At 69.2% G+C, this 17566-nt stretch carries 16 protein-coding genes; 15 read left to right on the plus strand and 1 reads right to left on the minus strand.

The window, feature by feature from the left end:
- The 12 genes from ehuC to ACFQUZ_RS19545 all read left to right on the plus strand — a co-directional run bounded on the left by ehuC (position 1) and on the right by ACFQUZ_RS19545 (position 11433).
- Positions 1-723, plus strand: a complete 723-nt coding sequence (gene ehuC, locus ACFQUZ_RS19490) for an ectoine/hydroxyectoine ABC transporter permease subunit EhuC (RefSeq protein ID WP_377444117.1) — start codon at positions 1-3, stop codon at positions 721-723.
- Positions 720-1373, plus strand: coding sequence for an ectoine/hydroxyectoine ABC transporter permease subunit EhuD (ehuD, locus tag ACFQUZ_RS19495; protein ID WP_377444119.1), 654 nt, complete (start codon positions 720-722; stop codon positions 1371-1373). Before ehuC ends, ehuD begins: the two co-directional genes overlap by 4 nt.
- Positions 1363-2181: an ectoine/hydroxyectoine ABC transporter ATP-binding protein EhuA gene (ehuA, locus tag ACFQUZ_RS19500; protein ID WP_377444121.1), complete on the plus strand. Its 819-nt coding sequence runs from the start codon at positions 1363-1365 to the stop codon at positions 2179-2181. The genes ehuD and ehuA overlap by 11 nt, the downstream gene beginning before the upstream one ends.
- A 54-nt stretch (positions 2182-2235) precedes the next feature.
- Entirely contained in the window at positions 2236-3510 is a 1275-nt protein-coding gene (locus ACFQUZ_RS19505; protein WP_377444123.1) for a hypothetical protein, read from the plus strand.
- Between the two features lie 256 nt (positions 3511-3766).
- Entirely contained in the window at positions 3767-4927 is a 1161-nt protein-coding gene (locus tag ACFQUZ_RS19510) for a branched-chain amino acid ABC transporter substrate-binding protein (RefSeq protein WP_377444125.1), read from the plus strand.
- A gap of 105 nt (positions 4928-5032) precedes the next feature.
- Positions 5033-5983, plus strand: a complete 951-nt coding sequence (locus ACFQUZ_RS19515; RefSeq protein ID WP_377444127.1) for a branched-chain amino acid ABC transporter permease — start codon at positions 5033-5035, stop codon at positions 5981-5983.
- A 17-nt stretch (positions 5984-6000) separates the two neighbouring features.
- Positions 6001-7077, plus strand: coding sequence for a branched-chain amino acid ABC transporter permease (locus ACFQUZ_RS19520; protein WP_377444345.1), 1077 nt, complete (start codon positions 6001-6003; stop codon positions 7075-7077).
- Positions 7078-7216: 139 nt separating this feature from the next.
- Complete coding sequence (locus tag ACFQUZ_RS19525) at positions 7217-7999, plus strand: ABC transporter ATP-binding protein (RefSeq protein ID WP_377444348.1); 783 nt, start codon at positions 7217-7219, stop codon at positions 7997-7999.
- Positions 7989-8699, plus strand: coding sequence for an ABC transporter ATP-binding protein (locus ACFQUZ_RS19530; protein WP_377444129.1), 711 nt, complete (start codon positions 7989-7991; stop codon positions 8697-8699). The genes ACFQUZ_RS19525 and ACFQUZ_RS19530 overlap by 11 nt, the downstream gene beginning before the upstream one ends.
- Positions 8700-8735: 36 nt before the next feature.
- A complete protein-coding gene (locus tag ACFQUZ_RS19535) occupies positions 8736-9647 on the plus strand; it encodes an ABC transporter substrate-binding protein (protein ID WP_377444131.1) in 912 nt (303 codons plus the stop codon).
- Positions 9648-9649: 2 nt separating this feature from the next.
- Positions 9650-10624: an amino acid ABC transporter permease gene (locus ACFQUZ_RS19540; protein WP_377444133.1), complete on the plus strand. Its 975-nt coding sequence runs from the start codon at positions 9650-9652 to the stop codon at positions 10622-10624.
- 56 nt (positions 10625-10680) lie between these two features.
- Complete coding sequence (locus ACFQUZ_RS19545) at positions 10681-11433, plus strand: amino acid ABC transporter ATP-binding protein (RefSeq protein ID WP_377444351.1); 753 nt, start codon at positions 10681-10683, stop codon at positions 11431-11433.
- A gap of 46 nt (positions 11434-11479) precedes the next feature.
- Here the strand turns inward: ACFQUZ_RS19545 and ACFQUZ_RS19550 are convergent, their stop codons facing one another.
- Positions 11480-12973, minus strand: coding sequence for an MFS transporter (locus ACFQUZ_RS19550; protein WP_377444135.1), 1494 nt, complete (start codon positions 12971-12973; stop codon positions 11480-11482).
- 235 nt (positions 12974-13208) lie between these two features.
- Here ACFQUZ_RS19550 and ACFQUZ_RS19555 point away from each other — a divergent pair, with 235 nt between their 5' ends.
- The 3 genes from ACFQUZ_RS19555 to polA all read left to right on the plus strand — a co-directional run bounded on the left by ACFQUZ_RS19555 (position 13209) and on the right by polA (position 17537).
- Positions 13209-13580, plus strand: a complete 372-nt coding sequence (locus ACFQUZ_RS19555; protein WP_377444137.1) for a YciI family protein — start codon at positions 13209-13211, stop codon at positions 13578-13580.
- Positions 13577-14785 (plus strand): RNA polymerase sigma factor, encoded by a 1209-nt coding sequence (locus ACFQUZ_RS19560; RefSeq protein ID WP_377444139.1) that lies wholly within the window; start codon positions 13577-13579, stop codon positions 14783-14785. The genes ACFQUZ_RS19555 and ACFQUZ_RS19560 overlap by 4 nt, the downstream gene beginning before the upstream one ends.
- A gap of 61 nt (positions 14786-14846) precedes the next feature.
- A complete protein-coding gene (gene polA, locus ACFQUZ_RS19565) occupies positions 14847-17537 on the plus strand; it encodes a DNA polymerase I (RefSeq protein ID WP_377444141.1) in 2691 nt (896 codons plus the stop codon).
- Positions 17538-17566: the final 29 nt, after the last annotated feature.

Raw genomic sequence — 17566 nt, forward strand, 5'->3', positions numbered from 1 at the left:
GTGGACTTCGTCGCCGATTTCACCCCCTGGGTCGACGACCTCCTCGGCGGCGTCTGGATCACCGTGTTGGTCACGGTGCTGGGCGCCGCCGGGGCACTGGTCGTCTCATTCGTCTTCGGTCTGCTGGCGCAGGCCAAGGGCCGGCTTCCGCGCTTCGTGGCGCGGGTCTTCATCGAGTTCTTCCGCGGCACCTCGGTGCTGGTCCAGCTGTGGTGGCTGTTCTTCGTGCTACCGGCCTTCGGCTGGACCCTGCAACCGCTGGCCGTCGGCGTGGTGGCGTTCTCCCTCAACTTCGGCGCGTACGGCGCGGAGGTGGTCCGTGGGGCGATAAACGCGGTGCCCCGTGCCCAGGTGGAGGCGACCGTGGCCGTGAACATGTCGGCGTACCAGCGGATGCGGCTGGTCATCCTGCCGCAGGCCGTGGTCGGCATGATCCCACCGTTCGGCAACCTGCTGATCCAGTTGCTCAAGTCGACGCCGTTGGTCTACACGGTCACGGTGGTCGACGTGACCGCGGTGACCCAGCAGTTCCGGGCCGCCGAGGGATATGAGGCCTACATCTTCGGGTTGGCGTTGCTTGTCTACCTGGGGCTGGCCTACCTGTTCACCCTCGGCGTGCGGGTCCTGGAGCGACGGGCGAAGGCGGCGATCGGCCAGGTCGAGCCGGCGCGGCGTGGCCTCTGGGCGCGGTTCCGTCCGGCGAAGGCGGGTGTCCCCGGATGACCTGGGACTGGGACTACGCGTTCGACATCCTGCCGGACCTGCTGTCCGCGTTCGTCCGGTACACGCTGGTGGCGACGGTGCTGGGTACCCTGCTCGGCGCCACGCTGGGTCTGGTGTTCGCGGTCATCCGGCGGCTCCGGGTGCCCGTGCTCGCCCAACTCGTCGGCGCGTTCGTCGAGTTTGTCCGCAGCACGCCGCTGCTGGTGCAGCTGTTCTTCCTCTTCTACGTGCTGCCGCTGGCCGGCATCACGTTGCCCGCGCTGACCACCGGCGTGATCGGTCTGGGCGTGCACTACGCCTGCTACTACGCCGAGATCTACCGGGCGGGCATCGAGGGCGTCCCGAAGGGGCAGTGGGAGGCCAGCACCGCACTGTCGTTGCCGCCACGCTATACCTGGCAGCACGTGGTGCTGCCGCAGGCGATCCGGCGGGTGCTGCCGGCGCTGGGCAACAACGTGATCTCCATGTTCAAGGAGACGCCGTTCCTGGCGTTGATCACGGTGCCGGAGATGGTGCAGCAGGCCCAGTCCATCGGCGGTTACAGCTTCCGGTACGTCGAGCCGATCACCCTCGTCGGTCTGATCTTCCTGGCCGCGAGCTATCCCACGGCCATCGCGCTGCGACGATTGGAGATTCGCCTTGGTAGCTGAACCTGTCATCGAGACCACCGAGCCACTACCGTCGACCGAACCGATCGTCCGGTTCGACAAGGTGGTGAAGAAGTTCGGCGACAACGTGGTGCTCCGGGAGCTCGACTTCGAGGTGGCGCCGGGCGAGCGGGTCACCCTGATCGGGCCGAGCGGCTCGGGGAAGACCACCATCCTGCGGCTGCTCATGACGCTGGAGAAGCCGGACGGTGGCCACATCTGGGTGGACGGGGAGCCGCTGTGGCACATGCGTCACGGGGACGGACTGCGGCCCGCCGACGAGAAGCACCTGCGGCGGGCCCGCCGGTCCATCGGCATGGTGTTCCAGCAGTTCAACCTGTTCCCGAACATGAGCGTGCTGCGCAACGTGACGGAACCGCCGGTCCGGGTGCTGGGCGTGTCCAAGGACGAGGCCGAGCACCGGGCCCGTGACCTGCTGGACCGGGTAGGGCTGAGCGAGAAGGCGGACGCCCGGCCGGGTCAGTTGTCCGGTGGCCAGCAGCAGCGGGTGGCGATCGCCCGGGCACTGGCCATGGAGCCGAAGGTGCTGCTGCTGGACGAGGTGACCTCGGCGCTGGACCCGGAGTTGGTGGCCGGCGTGTTGGACGTACTGCGGGAGATCGCCGACAGCACCGACATCACGATGCTCATCGTCACGCACGAGATGAACTTCGCCCGGGACGTCTCGCATCGGGTGATGGTGTTCGACGAGGGCCAGGTGATCGAGCAGGGTCCGCCGGATCAGATCTTCACGGATCCGCAGAACGAGCGTAGTCAGGAGTTCCTGCGCGCTGTCCTCGACGCCCGCTGATCCGCTCGTCGCCTTCCCCCGGGCGACGGGCCCGGGCGTCGATAGGCTGCCGGCATGCGACGGCGGCCTCGGCGGTGGGTGGCGGCGGTGTTGGTGGGTGCGCTCGTGACGACCGGCTGCCAGGTCCGGTCCGTGGTCCACGATGGACCGGTACGGCTGGCCTGGCGGCCGGCGGCGCTGCCGATCCCGGCCGGCGCGTCACGGGCGGTCCTGCGCGACCTGGTGAGCTGTGCCGGGCGGTGGTTCCTGGTGGGTGGGCTGGTGGACGCGGCCGGCGGCACCAGCCCGGCGGCGTGGGACAGCCCGGACGGGCGGTCGTGGCACCCGGTGCCGATCGACGTGGTCAGCTTCTACGGCCGGCAGAGCGTGCTCTACGCGGTGGGCTGCCGTGCCGGCCGACCGGCGGCGGTGGCGGCGAAGACCGGCGGGTCGCACGGCAACCCGCGGATCGTCGGCTTCCGCCCGGTGGGCGGCGACCCGGCCGGCGGACCGGCGGGCGGCGCCACGGCGGGTGACCGGTTGGTTGAGGTGACCACGCCGGTACGGGGCGGGGACGCGCCGGGGGAGGCCGACCTGACCCGGATCGCGGGCGGTCCGGGTGGCTGGGTGATCGCCGGAAGCCGTACCGCCGGGGCCACGACCTGGTGGTCGGCGGACGCCACCGCGTTCGACGGCGCGGTACTGCCGGAGAAGGTGCTGCCGCCCGACGGCGCGGAGGTTTCCGGGGGCGCGACCGTCTCCGGTGGCGCGGACGCACCGGTCGGCGGGCGGAGCCGGGCGTTCGACGTGGTCGCCACGGCGGCCGGTTGGTTGGCTGTCGGCGTCGGCCACCGGCGGGGGGACATCGACCCGGTGCCGGCGGCCTGGACCTCGGTCGACGGGCGCGGGTGGCGACCGGCACCGGTACCGGTCGGCGGTGACAGCGGCCAGCTGGAGCGGGTGGCGCTGGTGCGCGGCCGTCCGGTCGCGGTCGGACCCCGGGACGACGGGTTCGGCGTCTGGCGGGGCGGCCCGCCCGGCGCGGATTGGGTGCCGTCGGCCGGGTTTCCGGTGACGGCCGGGGGCGGCGTGCCGACGGTACGCGGGCTGGCCGTCGTGGCGGGCCGGCTCGTGGCGGCCACCTCGGACGGTGGCGGCCACGCGTTGTGGATCTCTGATGGGGACGGTGCGAACTGGCGTCCGGTGGCCGGACCGGCGGGCCCGTTGCCCGCCGGCGGTGGCGATCGGCGGGTGGTGCTGGCCGGCGCCGGTGACGCCCTGGTCGCGGCGATCGACGACGGCGCGCGCGCGGATCTCTGGTGGTCCCCGGTGCCCGACCACGATCCGTGAGGATCGGACCGGTGGTGGTCCGTTATCGAGTCGTCGATGGGTGGAAACGGCCCGTCCCTGCCGTGATGTCTTACAGCGACAGGGCCGATCTCATGACCCCGTGTAACGGTTTAGTCAACCCCTGATGCAGAGGGCTACCCGGCCGCTCCCCGGTGGGATAACGTCCCGGCGCAGATCGGCTTTGTGGTTAGGTTCCTCACGCCCGCGGGCGGATACGCCGGGACGTCTGGACGCCGGAATAGAAGGGGTTCGTGCCTTGAGGCAGAAGCTCGTACGTGTGGTCGGCGGGCTCGCGCTCGCCAGTGCTCTGGTGGTCGGAGCCGCAGGCTGCGGAGGCGGTGATGAGGGCGGCTCCGCGTCGGGTGACAAGTGCGGCCTGAAGCTCGCGTTCTTCGGTGCGCTGACGGGTGACGCCGCCAACCTGGGCATCAACATCAAGAACGGCGCCAAGCTCGCGGTCGAGGAGTACAACGAGAAGAACGCCGACTGCAAGGTCGAGCTGCTGGAGAAGGACTCCCAGGGCGACGAGAAGCAGGCGGTCGGTCTGGCCCGTGAGATCGTCAAGGACACCAAGATCATTGGTGTGATCGGCCCCGCCTTCTCCGGCGAGACCGAGGCCGCCGCCCCGGTGTGGGAGGAGGCCCAGCTGCCGATGATCTCCCCGTCGGCCACCCGGACCGACTTGAGCACCAAGGGCTGGAAGATGTTCCACCGGGGCCTGGGCAACGACGCCTCGCAGGGTCCGGCCGCCGCGGCGTACATCAAGGACACGCTCAAGGCGCAGAAGGTCTACGTCATCGACGACCAGAGCGCGTACGGCGCCGGCCTGTCGAAGAACGTCGTCGACTCGCTCGGCCCGCTCAAGGTCGGCGAGGACAAGGTCGAGCGGAACGTCACCAAGGACTTCAACCCGGTGATCACCAAGATCAAGTCCTCCGGGGCCGACGCGGTCTTCTACGGCGGCTACTACCAGGAGGCCAGCATCCTGGTGAAGCAGATGCGCGCCGCCGGGGTCACCGCCACCATGGTCGCCGCGGACGGTGTGAAGGACCCGGGGTACGTCGAGGCCGCGGGCAACGAGAACGCCGAGGGCACCATCCTGACCTGCCCGTGCGCCCCCACCACCGAGGCCAAGGGCAACTTCGCCGAGAACTACAAGAAGAAGTGGGGCCAGGACTCCGGCACCTACAGCGACATCGCGTACGACATCGCGGGCATCTTCCTCAAGGGCCTCGACGAGGGCAACACCAGCAAGGACAAGATGCTCGAGTTCATCAACGGGGTGACCTACGAGGGCGTGGCGAACACCTACAAGTTCACCGACGTCGGTGAGTTGGACCCGCAGTACCTGAAGATCTGGGCGTACAAGGTCGCCAACGGCGAGATCGCGTCCGACCAGGAGATCAAGACGCAGTGATGTGGGGCCGGATCGTCACCTGAGGGCGGTCCGCCAACCGACGGTGGCGCGGCCGGGGGCATCCTCCCGGCCGCGTCCGCTGTCCGATCTCGTTCGGAGACCGTTGTGAATTTCGACCAGTTGTTCTCCAACTTCGGAGACCTGAGCGTCCAGGGCCTGGCCCAGGGCGCGATCTACGCGCTGTTCGCCCTGGGCTACACCCTGGTGTACGGCGTGCTTCGCCTGCTCAACTTCGCCCACTCTGAGGTCTTCATGGTCGGCACGTTCGGGTCGATCGTCGCCCTGAACATGCTGGGTCTGGACCAGAACTCGCCGGTTCCGGCGTTCGGCGCCATGCTGTTCTACCTGCTGGTGGCGCTGCTGGCCGCCTGCCTCACGTCAGGTGTGACGGCCGTGCTGTTGGAGCGGGTGGCCTACCGCCCGCTGCGCAAGCGGAACGCGCCGGTGCTCACCTTCCTGATCACCGCGATCGGTGCCTCGGTGGTGATCTCCGAGGCGGTCGGCATCGCGACCCGGAGGAAGCCGTGGGGAGCGCCACCGCTGATCCGGCAGAAGGAACTGTTCACCATCGCCGGCACCACGATCACCAACCTCCAGGTGTTCCTCGTCCTGCTGGCGATCGGGCTGATGATCGTCCTCGACGTGTTCATCAACCGCACCCGGCTCGGCCGGGGTGTCCGGGCCATCGCCCAGGACCCGAACACCGCGGCCCTGATGGGGGTCAACAAGGACCGGGTCATCGCGCTTGTCTTCCTGCTCGGTGGGATCATGGCCGGCGCCGCGGCGCTGATGTACAACCTGAAGATCACCGGTACGCACTTCTTCGCCGGGTTCGACCTGGGCATCAAGGCCTTCGCGGCGGCGGTCCTCGGCGGCATCGGCAACCTGCGCGGGGCGCTGCTCGGCGGTCTGCTGCTCGGCGTGCTGGAAGGCTGGGGCTCCGGCCTGTTCGGGACGAACTGGACGCCGGTCGTCGCGTTCGTGATTCTCATCCTGGTCCTGCTGTTCCGGCCCACCGGCCTGCTCGGCGAGTCGCTGGGGAGGGCCCGCGCGTGACCACCTTCCTCGAACGAATGCGAACCGGTACCGGATCCGTGGTCGACAGGTGGCACACGCTGCCCCGGCCGGCCCGCTGGGTGGCCCTGGTCCTGATCGCGGTCTTCTTCTACGCGCTGCCGGACATCGCCATCCCGTTCATCGTGACCACCGAGACGGACTGGGCCACCACCCTGTTCACCGTCTCCTACTACGTGCTGCTCGCGCTCGGCCTCAACGTGGTGGTCGGCAAGGCCGGCCTGCTCGACCTGGGCTACGTGGGTTTCTTCGCGCTCGGCGCGTACACCACCGCACTGCTGGCCTCGCCCGACAGCGACCTGGGGACGAACTGGAGCTGGCTGGCCACGGTGCCGATCGCCGTGGTGGTCGTGATGATCTCCGGGGTGCTGCTCGGCTGGCCGACGCTCCGGCTGCGCGGCGACTACCTGGCGATCGTCACCCTCGGCTTCGCCGAGATCATCCGGGTCGCCGCCACCGCGTGGCCCACGCTGCGTGGTCAGCGCGGCTTCGGCAGCATCCCGCACCCGCCCGGCGAGAAGGCCGGCGGTCTGCCGCTGTTCGGCGTGATCGACGCTCGACCGTACTACTGGCTCGGACTGACCGTCATCATCGTCGTCATCTTCGGCGTGCGGAACCTGGACCGCAGCCGGGTCGGCCGGGCCTGGGTCGCCGTCCGGGAGGACGAGGAGGCGGCCGAGGCGATGGGCGTGCCGACGTTCCGGTTCAAGCTCTGGGCGTTCGCCATCGGTGCCGCCATCGGATCGCTGTCCGGCGTGATGTTCGCCGGGCAGCAGGGCTTCATCAACTCACGGAACTTCGACCTGTTCTTCTCCATCCTGGTGCTGGCGGGGGTGGTCATGGGCGGCTCGGGCAACATCGCCGGGGCGATCCTCGGCGGCGCGCTCATCGCGTACCTGCCGGAGCGGCTGCGCGGCCTCACCATCGCCGGGCAGGACGCGTTCGAATACCGCTTCCTGTTCTTCGGACTGATCCTGGTCCTCGTGATGATCTTCCGACCGCAGGGCCTCATCCCGAGCCGCAGACGGGCGCAGGAACTCAAGGATCGCGAGAAGGAGGTGGTTGTCGGTGAGTGACACGGGTACGCCGGCCACCGGGCCGGAGACCACCGGCCACGCCACCCCGGCACAGCGGGCCGGTGACGGATCCACCGCCGCCGATCCGGGCGCCGGCGGCACCGTCGGGACGAGCGCGACGCCCGGGACGACCACCGCGGTGGCGGACCGGCCGCCGTTGCTCCAGGTCGACAACCTGGGTCTGCGGTTCGGCGGCGTGGTCGCCCTCGACGGGGTGTCGTTCGACATCCGGGAGGGCGAGATCCTCGGGCTCATCGGCCCGAACGGCGCGGGCAAGACCACCTGCTTCAACGCCATCACCGGGGTCTTCCGGCCCACCTCCGGCGACATCCGGTTCCAGGGGGAGTCCCTGGTGGGCCGCAAGAAATTCGCCATCACCAGGGCCGGCATCGCGCGGACCTTCCAGAACGTCCGGCTCTTCCCGGAGATGACGGCCCTGGAGAACGTCCAGGTGGGCGCGGACGCCAACCACAAGACGAGCGTGCCCTCCGCGTTGTTCCGGCTGCCCCGGCACTGGCGGGAGGAACGCGACGGCCGGGACCTCGGCTACGAACTGTTGGAGTTCGTGGGCATCCGGCGACGCGCCGACGACCTGGCCCGCAACCTCCCGTACGGCGAGCAGCGCCGGCTGGAGATCGCTCGGGCGCTGGCCACCCGGCCGACCCTGATCTGCCTCGACGAGCCGGCCGCCGGCTTCAACCCGGCGGAGAAGGAGGATCTGCTCGGCCTGATCCGGCGGATCCGCGACACCGGGGTGACGGTGTTGCTCATCGAGCACGACATGCGGCTCGTCATGGGTGTCACGGACCGGATCGTGGTGCTGGAGTTCGGCAAGAAGATCGCCGATGGGGTGCCCGCCGAGGTGCGGAACGACCCCCGGGTGATCGCGGCGTACCTGGGGGTACCGGACGATGCTGCTTGAGTTGGAAGACATAAGCCTGCTGTACGGGCGGATCCAGGCACTGCACGGCATCTCGCTGAGCGTCGCCGAGGGCGAGGTGGTCGCGCTGATCGGTGGCAACGGCGCCGGTAAGACGACCACCATGCGAGCCATCTCCGGCATCCGTCCGGTCTCCGCCGGCCGGATCCGGTTCGACGGCCAGGACATCACCAAGCTGCGCGCCGACCTGCGGGTCGTCCGCGGGGTCAGTCAGTCACCCGAGGGCCGGGGAATCTTCCCCGGCATGACGGTGCTGGAGAACCTGGAGATGGGCGCCTACACCCGCCGGGACAAGGCGGGCATCGCCGCCGACCTGCGGCGGGTGTTCGAGCTGTTCCCCCGGCTGGAGGAACGTCGCAGGCAGTCCGGCGGCACGTTGTCCGGGGGCGAGCAGCAGATGCTGGCGGTCGGCCGGGCGCTTATGAGCCGGCCGAAGCTGATGCTGCTCGACGAGCCCTCGATGGGACTGGCTCCGATGCTGATCCAGCAGATCTTCCAGATCATCACGGAGATCAACGAGCAGGGCACCACGATCCTGCTGGTCGAGCAGAACGCACAGCAGGCACTCTCCCGGGCTCACCGGGCGTACGTCCTGGAAACCGGCCGGATCGTCAAGGCTGGCACCGGCGAGGAACTGCTGCACGACGCCGCGGTGCAAGAGGCATATCTCGGCGTGGCATGACCCCCTCCTCGTACCGCTCTCGAAGGAGCACCCCTCATGAGCAAGAACAGTTCGTGGCGTCGGGCCGTCATCGGTGTAGCCGGCGCCGCCCTGCTGACCCTGCCGCTCGCCGCCTGCGGTGAGAAGGAGGACTCCGCTCCTCCCGCTGGCAGTCCGTCGGCCGCCGCCTCGGCCGCGGCCGACCCGGCGCTGGCCGGAAGGGTGCCGGACGCCGTCAAGTCGGACGGTGTGCTCAAGGTCGGCACCGACTCGACGTACGCGCCGGCCGAGTTCCTCGACTCCGACGGCCAGACCGTGATCGGCTTCGACGTCGACCTGTTCAACGCCGTCGCCGCCAAGCTCGGCCTGAAGGCCCAGTTCGAGTCGGCGCCGTTCGACGCGATCCTGCCCGGCGTCGACTCCGGCAAGTACGAGGTCGGCGTCTCCTCGTTCACCATCAACGACGAGCGCAAGCAGAGCGTCACCATGGTGAGCTACTTCTCCGCCGGTACCCAGTGGGCCACCAAGGCGGGTAATCCCAACAAGATCAACATTGACGACGCGTGCGGTAAGAAGATCGCCGTGCAGACCGGCACCGTGCAGTTCGACGACATCACCGCGCGGTCGAAGAAGTGCACCGACGCCGGCAAGCCGGCCATCACGATCGACCAGTACCAGGCGCAGAGCGACGCGACCGCCGCCGTGGTCAGCGGCAAGAACGATGCCATGCTCGCCGACTCCCCGGTTGGCGCGTACGCGGTGAAGCAGACAAACGGACAGCTGGAACTGCTCGGCGACATCTACGAGTCGGCGCCGTACGGCTACGTCGTCAAGAAGGACCAGACCGAACTGGCCGAGGTGCTCCGGGACGCCGTCGTGGCCATCATCGACGATGGCTCGTACGAGGCATCGTTGAAGAAGTGGGGCGTCGAGGCCGGCGGCATCGACGAACCCGCCGTCAACCCGTGACCGTGTCCGGTCCGACAACCTATTCCGAACGGGCACGGCCGGAGCCGATCCAGGCCGTGCCCGTCCGGCATCCCGGCCGGTGGGTCGCCATCGCCGTGATCGGCGTGCTGGTCGCCATGTTCGTCAACATGCTGGTCACGAACAAGGCGTTCAACTGGGCGTTCATGGTCGACGAGATGTTCCGGCCGCCCATCGTCAACGGGCTGCGCGGCACCATCCTGCTGACCGTCCTGTCGATGGTCATCGGCGTGGTACTCGGTGTGTTCATCGCGATCATGCGACTGTCGGAGAACCCGATCCTGCGCGGCGTCTCCTGGGTGTACACCTGGTTCTTCCGGGCCGTACCCCGGCTGGTGCTGGCGATCCTGTTCGGCAACCTGGGCATCCTCTGGGCCCGGATCGAGTTCGGCCTGCCGTTCGACCGGCAGATCGGCGCGCTGTTCGGCGTCGAGAACTTCGAGGCGCGACTGTTCGGCTTCAGCTCGGTCGAGATCCTGACCGGGTTTGTCGCCGGCATGTTGGCGCTGGGCCTGTCCGAGGCCGCGTACATGGCGGAGATCGTCCGGGCCGGCATCCAATCGGTGGACGAGGGGCAGACCGAGGCGGCCCAGGCGCTCGGCATGCGACGTGGCCAGATCCTGCGCCGGGTGGTGCTGCCCCAGGCCATGCGAGTGATCATCCCGCCCACCGGAAACGAGACGATCGCGATGCTCAAGGACACCGCTCTGGTCGCCTTCGTACCTGTGTCCTGGGAGCTGTTCTTCCAGCTCAAAGCGGTCGGGAACCGTACCTTCCAGGTGTTCCCGATGCTCGTGGCGGCCTGCCTGTGGTACCTCTTCCTGACCAGCATCCTGCTGGTCGGGCAGTACTACCTGGAGCGGCACTTCAGCAAGGGACGCGGACGGAGTGAGCAGGCCAAGGCGAAGCTGCGCGGCCTGAGCGTCGAGGCCGGCGGCGCAGGAGGTGTCGAGCCGTGACCGTTCCCGCTCAGCCCGGTTCCCCGGGTTCCCCGGCTTCCCTGGGGGACGTTCCGATGGTGCAGGCCGAGAACGTGCACAAGGCGTTCGGCTCGGTCGAGGTCCTCAAGGGCATCGACCTGACCGTCAAGGCCGGCGAGGTGTGCTGCGTGCTCGGCCCGTCCGGCTCCGGAAAGTCGACGTTCCTACGCTGCGTCAATCACCTTGAGAAGATCAACGCCGGCTGGATCCGGGTGGACGGCGACCTGATCGGCTACCGGGAGTACGGCGGCAAGCTGCACGAGATGCGGGAGAAGGAGGTGGCCGCGCAACGCCGGGCGATCGGCATGGTGTTCCAGCGGTTCAACCTCTTCCCGCACATGACCGCGCTGGACAACGTGGTGGAGGCGCCGGTCCGGGTGCTGCGGGAACGGCGCGCGACCGTCCGCGAGCGGGCCGCCGCGCTGCTCGACCGGGTCGGCCTCGGCGACAAGCTGGGCAGCTACCCGGGGCAGCTGTCCGGGGGGCAGCAGCAGCGGGTGGCGATCGCCCGGGCGCTCGCCATGCAGCCCAAGCTGATGCTCTTCGACGAGCCGACCAGCGCACTCGACCCGGAGCTGGTGGGCGAGGTGCTGGACGTGATGAAGGACCTGGCCCGGGACGGCATGACGATGATCGTGGTGACGCACGAGATCGGCTTCGCCCGCGAGGTTGGTGACTCGCTGGTCTTCATGGACGACGGGGTGGTGGTCGAGTCCGGCGAGCCCCGGGAGATGATCGCCAACCCGCGCCACGAGCGCACCAGGGCCTTCCTGGACAAGGTGCTCTGACGCCGGGTGAGGGGCGCGAACCTCCGGATTGGTCGAACATCGCCCCTCAGCTCGCCTCCTGCCGGACACGCCCGGCCGGTTCGACCCGGCGTTCCGGGCGCATGGTCAGAACCAGTACGGTCAGGCCGACGAAGATGACCGCCGCGACCGCCCCGGTGACGTGCAGGCTGGCGGTGAACGCCTCGCGCGCGTCGTGCAGGACCACCGGGTGCTGACCCTCGGAACGATGCTGGCCGGCGGCGATCACGTCGGCCAGTGAGTCGGACGTGCCGTCCATCCGGCTGCGGTAGACCACCGCCGCCACCACGCCGATCAGCGCCAAGCCGAGCGAACCACCGAAGTAGTTGCCGGTCTCGGACATCGACGCGGCCGAACCGGCGCGCTCGGGTGGTACCGATCCGACGACAAGGCTGGTGCCGAGCGCGAACAGCGGCCCGGTGCCCAGGGCCAGCACGGCGATGCCGGCCATCACCAACGGCAGGCCGCTCGCCCGGCTGGTACCGACGGTGACCAGCAGCAGGCTGCCCACCGCCGAGATGACCAGACCCCCGGCGATCACCGTCGTCTGCTGCATGCGCCGGGCCAATGTGGGGGCGGCCATGGTGCCGACCGCCACACCCACGCCCATGGGGGCGAACAGCACCGCCGAGGCGATCGGCGAGAAGCCGAGGACCCCCTGCAGGTACTGGGTCACCAGTAGACCCGTGCCGGCCATGGCGATCCCGGCGAAGACCAGACCGACGAGGACGGCGGTGAACGGCCGGCTGCGCAGCAGCCGCAGGTCCAGCAGGGGCAGGTCCAGGCGCAACTGCCGGCGTACGAACAGCACACCGATGGCCGCGCCGACGACGAGGGCGACCGTGGGCATGGTGGTCTCGCTCTCGATGGTCAACTGCTTGATGCCGTAGACCGTCAGGACCACCGCTGCCAGCGACAGGCCGACACTTGTCGGGTCCAGCCGACCGGCCTGGTCACTGCGGAACTCCGGCAGCAGGAACGGCCCGGCGAGCAGCAGGACCACCATCGCCGGCACCGCCACCAGGAACACCGATCCCCACCAGAAGTGTTGGAGCAGGAGTCCGGCGAGTACGGGTCCCAGCGCGCCGCCGGTGAACTGGCAGGTCGCCCAGACGGCGATGGCCTGCCCGCGCTGCCGATCGTCGCGGAACATGTTGGTTATCAGGGCAAGGGTGGACGGCATCAGGGTCGCACCGGCGAGGCCGAGCAGTCCGCGAGCGACGATGACCATCAGCGGACTGACCGCGAAGGCGGCCACGATCGACAGTACGGCGAAGGCCGCCCCACCGATCATCAGCAGCCGTCGACGGCCGATCCGATCGCCGAGCGTGCCCATCGTGATGACCAGGCCAGCCATCACGAAGCCGTAGCTGTCACTGATCCATAGCTGCTGGACATTGGTGGCGCCCAGGTCAGCGCTCAGTTGTGGGAGCGCGAGGAGCAACGCCGTCATGTCCATCGCGACGAGTAGCGTCGGCAACATGAGGACGGCCAGCCCCAGCCAGGCACGGTTGACTCGCATATCCGATACTTCCTGTTCTCTCGACGGGTCGTTGTCTGGTCGGAGCCGTCGAGAGCTTCTTGACATCGGCTCGGGCAGCAGATCTGTCGTGCTGCCGCAGCGGGAAGGTGGCTGTCCCAGGTCGGGTGGTGCGGTGCGGTCTGGTGCGGAAAATCAGGCCGGGGTGTCAAGACTCCGGCTCCGGCTCCGACTACCCACCGAAGGCCCACCTGGGGCTCGTGGACGAGGAGTACCGATGCAGTTCCTGATCAGCATGTACATCAACCCGGCCGTTCTTGACGCGCTGACCGAGTCGGAGACGGCGGCGTTGGGCGAGGGGCACGGCAGGTTCATCGAGACGCTCAAGGCATCCGGGGAGTTCATTACCACGCAGGCGCTTGTCGACCCGTCGCAGGCCGCTGTGGTTTCGGTGCGCAATGGTCAGCCGGTGGTGTCGGATGGGCCTTTCCTGGAGGCAAAGGAGTTCGTGGGCGGGTTCTACCTGATCGACTGCGAGAACAAGGAGCGGGCGATCGAGCTGGCGGCACAGGTTCCGGACGCCGCGATCGAGGGTCTGGGGATCGAGGTGCGGCAGGTGATGTTCGCCAGCGGGCGGCTGGAGGCATGACAGCACTGGCCGAGAACCTGCTGCGGGAACTCACGCCGCAGGTTCTCGGCGTGTTGATACGTCGCCACGGCCAGTTCGAAGGGTGCGAGGACGCCGTACAGGAGGCGGTCCTCGCCGCGGCTGTGCGGTGGCCGGCCGAGGGCGTGCCGAGTAACCCGCGCGGCTGGTTGGTGACCGTCGCGTCCCGGCGGTTCATCGACGAGATGCGCCGTGACCACGCCCGCCGTGAGCGGGAGGCGGTGACGGCCGCCGAGGTGGTGCCCGACGAGGTGCCGGATACCGACGATTCGCTGGTCCTGCTGTTCCTGTGCTGCCATCCGACGCTGACCCCGGCCTCCCAGACCGCCCTGACGCTGCGCGCGGTCGGTGGCCTGACCACCGCCGAGATCGCCCGAGCGTTCCTGGTGCCGGAGGCGACGATGGCGGCCAGGATCAGCCGGGCCAAGCAGCGCGTCAAGGCCGCCGGCAGCTCGTTTAGCCTCCCGGAAGGCCCCGAGCGCGACGAGCGGCTCCGGGTCGTGCTGCACGTGCTCTACCTGATCTTCAACGAGGGTTACACCGCGTCCTCGGGTCGCCGGCTCTACCGTGCCGACCTCGCACACGAGGCGATCCGGCTGGTCAGGATGGTGCACGCGCAGCTGCCCGAGGACGGTGAGGTGACCGGGCTACTCGCCCTGATGTTGCTGACACACGCCCGCCGATCTGCCCGGATGACGGCGAGCGGTGACCTGGTGCCGCTGACCGAGCAGGACCGTAGCCGGTGGGATCGCGAACTGATCGACGAGGGCATTGACCTGGTCAAGATGGCGCTGGCCGGGCCGGAGTTGGGGCCCTATCAGCTCCAGGCGGCCATTACCGCCACGCACGCCAGCGCCGTCACCGCGGAGGAGACCAACTGGTCGCAGGTGCACGCCCTCTATCTGATCCTGGAACGGATCGCGCCGAACCCGGTGGTCACCCTCAACCGGGCGATCGCGCTCGCCGAGGCCACGGGTCCGCTGGCCGGGCTCGCCCTGCTCGCCACCTTGGACGGCGACGAGCGGATGGCCGGGCATCATCGGTTGCTGTCCGTGCGGGCGCATCTACTCGAAAAGATCGGCGACAGGGCCGGGGCGTACGCGGACTACCGACGCGCCGCGAAGCGCACCGCCAGCATCGCCGAGCAACGTTACCTGGAGTCCCGGGCCAGCCGGCTGAGAACATAGCCGGCACCAAGGGTCCTTCCTTCGTACCGGGTTGTCACAGGGGCGGACTAGAGTCGCTGCCGTGACCGCAACGACCCCGCCGCGCCTGCTGCTGTTGGATGGCCACTCGCTGGCCTACCGGGCGTTCTTCGCCCTGCCCGTGGAGAATTTCAGCACCACCACCGGGCAGCCCACCAATGCGGTCTACGGCTTCACCTCGATGTTGATAAATGTGCTCCGCGACGAGCAGCCCACCCACATCGTGGTGGCGTTCGACGTCTCCCGCCGGTCGTTCCGCACCGAGAAGTACGCGGAATACAAGGCTGGCCGCAGCGAGACGCCTACCGACTTCAAGGGCCAGGTCAGCCTGATCAAGGAGGTCCTCGCCGCGCTGCGCGTGCCGGTGGTGGAGAAGGAGGGCTACGAGGCGGACGACGTGATCGCCACGCTGGCCTGCCAGGGACGCGACGCGGGCATGTCGGTGCTGATCTGCACCGGGGACCGGGACGCGTTCCAGCTCGTGGGTGATCAGGTCACCGTGCTCTACCCGCGCAAGGGCGTCTCCGACCTGGCCCGAATGGATCCGGCGGCGGTGACCGAGAAGTACGGCGTCGGTCCCGAGCGCTACCGCGACCTCGCCGCGTTGGTCGGCGAGACCAGTGACAACCTGCCTGGCATCCCCGGCGTGGGGCCGAAGACAGCGGCCAAGTGGATCAACGCGTACGGCGGGGTGGAGGGCGTCATCGCCCGGGCCGACGAGATCAAGGGCAAGGCCGGCGACAGCCTGCGCGAGCGGCTCGCCGACGTGATCCGCAACTACGACATCAACTGCCTGGTCGCGGACCTGGAACTGCCGCTGGGCCCGGCCGACGTCCAATGGGCCGGCTGGGACCGCGAGGCGGTGCACCAGGTATTCGACACCCTGGAGTTCCGCATTCTGCGGGACCGGCTCTACCAGTACCTGGAGGCCGTCGAGCCGGAGGCCGAGGCGGGCTTCGACCTGACCGGCGAGCGGCTCGGCGCGGGCGCGGTCGCCGGGTGGCTGGAGGCGCACCTGCCCGTCGGTACCCGCTGCGGGGTGGCGGTGAGCGGCAGCTTCGGCCGGGGGAGCGGCACCCTCACCGGGATGGCGCTCGCCACCGCGGAGGGCGCCGCGGCCTGGTTCGACCCGGCCACGCTGGAGCCGGGCGACGACGCGGCGCTGGGCGCCTGGCTCGCCGACCCCGAGCGACCCAAGGTGCTGCACGACAGCAAGCCCGCCCTGCTCGCCTTCGCCGCCCACGGCTGGACTCTCGCCGGGGTGGTGCGGGACACCGCGCTGGCGGCCTACCTGGCCCGGCCGGACCAGCGCTCCTATGACCTGACCGACCTGGCGCTGCGCTACCTGCACCGGGAGCTGCGGGTGGACGCCCCCGACGACGGTCAGCTCACCCTGGCCGGGTTCGGCGATGACGGCGAGGTCGAACAGAACCTCATGCTCCGCGCCCGGGCCACCCTCGACCTGGCCGAAGCCATCGAGGGGGAGCTGTCCCGCGACGGCGAGTTGTCCACCCGGCTGCTGGCCGAGGTCGAGCTGCCGCTGGTCACGGTGCTGGCCGGAATGGAACGGGTGGGAATCGCCGCCGACACGGACTACCTGTCCGACCTGGAGGCGCAGTTCGCCGGCGGGGTCAAGGAGGCCGCCCAGGCCGCGTACGCGGTGGTGGGCCGGGAGTTCAACCTGGGGTCGCCCAAGCAGCTCCAGGAGATCCTCTTCACCGAGCTGGGGCTGCCCAAGACCAAGCGAATCAAGACCGGCTACACCACCGACGCCGACGCCCTGCAGTGGCTGTTCGTGCAGACCGAGCATCCGTTGCTGGCCCACCTGTTGCGGCACCGCGACGTGTCCCGGCTGAAGTCGACGGTGGACGGGCTGCTCAAGTCGGTCTCGGACGACGGCCGTATCCACACCACCTTCAACCAGACGGTGGCGGCCACCGGCCGGCTCTCCTCCACCGACCCCAACCTCCAGAACATCCCCATCCGGACCGAGGAGGGCCGGCGGATCCGCCGGGCCTTCGTGGTCGGTCAGGGGTACGACTGCCTGCTTACCGCCGACTACAGCCAGATCGAGATGCGGATCATGGCGCACCTGTCGGCGGACGCCGCGCTTATCGACGCGTTCAACTCGGGCGAGGACTTTCACGCCGCCACCGCCTCGTCGGTGTTCGCGGTGCCGGTGACCGAGGTGACCGCCGACCAGCGGCGCAAGATCAAGGCGATGAACTACGGGCTGGCGTACGGGCTGAGTGCCTTCGGGTTGTCCCAGCAGCTCGGCATCTCCGCCGAGGAGGCCCGCGGCCTCATGGAGGAGTACTTCAGCCGGTTTGGCGGGGTGCGCGACTACCTGCAGACGGTCGTTGCCAAGGCCCGGCAGGACGGCTACACCGAAACCATCCTCGGCCGCCGCCGCTACCTGCCCGACCTGGTGAGCGACAACCGGCAGCGCCGGGAGATGGCCGAGCGGATGGCGCTCAACGCCCCGATCCAGGGCTCGGCCGCCGATATCATCAAGAAGGCGATGCTGGAGGTCGACCGCGCGCTGCGCGAGTCCGGCCTCGGCTCCCGAATGCTGCTCCAGGTGCACGACGAGCTGGTGTTCGAGGTGGCGGCGGGTGAGCACGACGCGATGGTCGACCTGGTCCGGCGGGAGATGGGCGGCGCCTACCCGCTCACCGTGCCGCTGGAGGTGTCGGTCGGCTCCGGCAGAGATTGGCACACCGCCGAGCACTGAGTTTGGTCCGGACCCGCCGGGTGGGGATC

It is taken from the genome of Plantactinospora sp. GCM10030261 (assembly GCF_042666615.1).
Lineage (GTDB): Bacteria > Actinomycetota > Actinomycetes > Mycobacteriales > Micromonosporaceae > KBS50.

Bases quoted from the DNA above. Each gene is read 5' to 3' on its own strand.
- ACFQUZ_RS19505 (WP_377444123.1), top strand. From the start codon at position 2,236: ATGCGACGGCGGCCTCGGCGGTGGGTGGCGGCGGTGTTGGTGGGTGCG.
- ehuD (WP_377444119.1), top strand. From the start codon at position 720: ATGACCTGGGACTGGGACTACGCGTTCGACATCCTGCCGGACCTGCTG.
- ACFQUZ_RS19550 (WP_377444135.1), bottom strand. From the start codon at position 12,973: ATGCGAGTCAACCGTGCCTGGCTGGGGCTGGCCGTCCTCATGTTGCCG.
- ACFQUZ_RS19520 (WP_377444345.1), top strand. From the start codon at position 6,001: ATGCGAACCGGTACCGGATCCGTGGTCGACAGGTGGCACACGCTGCCC.
- ACFQUZ_RS19545 (WP_377444351.1), top strand. From the start codon at position 10,681: ATGGTGCAGGCCGAGAACGTGCACAAGGCGTTCGGCTCGGTCGAGGTC.
- ACFQUZ_RS19555 (WP_377444137.1), top strand. From the start codon at position 13,209: ATGCAGTTCCTGATCAGCATGTACATCAACCCGGCCGTTCTTGACGCG.
- ACFQUZ_RS19535 (WP_377444131.1), top strand. From the start codon at position 8,736: ATGAGCAAGAACAGTTCGTGGCGTCGGGCCGTCATCGGTGTAGCCGGC.
- ACFQUZ_RS19530 (WP_377444129.1), top strand. From the start codon at position 7,989: ATGCTGCTTGAGTTGGAAGACATAAGCCTGCTGTACGGGCGGATCCAG.
- ACFQUZ_RS19560 (WP_377444139.1), top strand. From the start codon at position 13,577: ATGACAGCACTGGCCGAGAACCTGCTGCGGGAACTCACGCCGCAGGTT.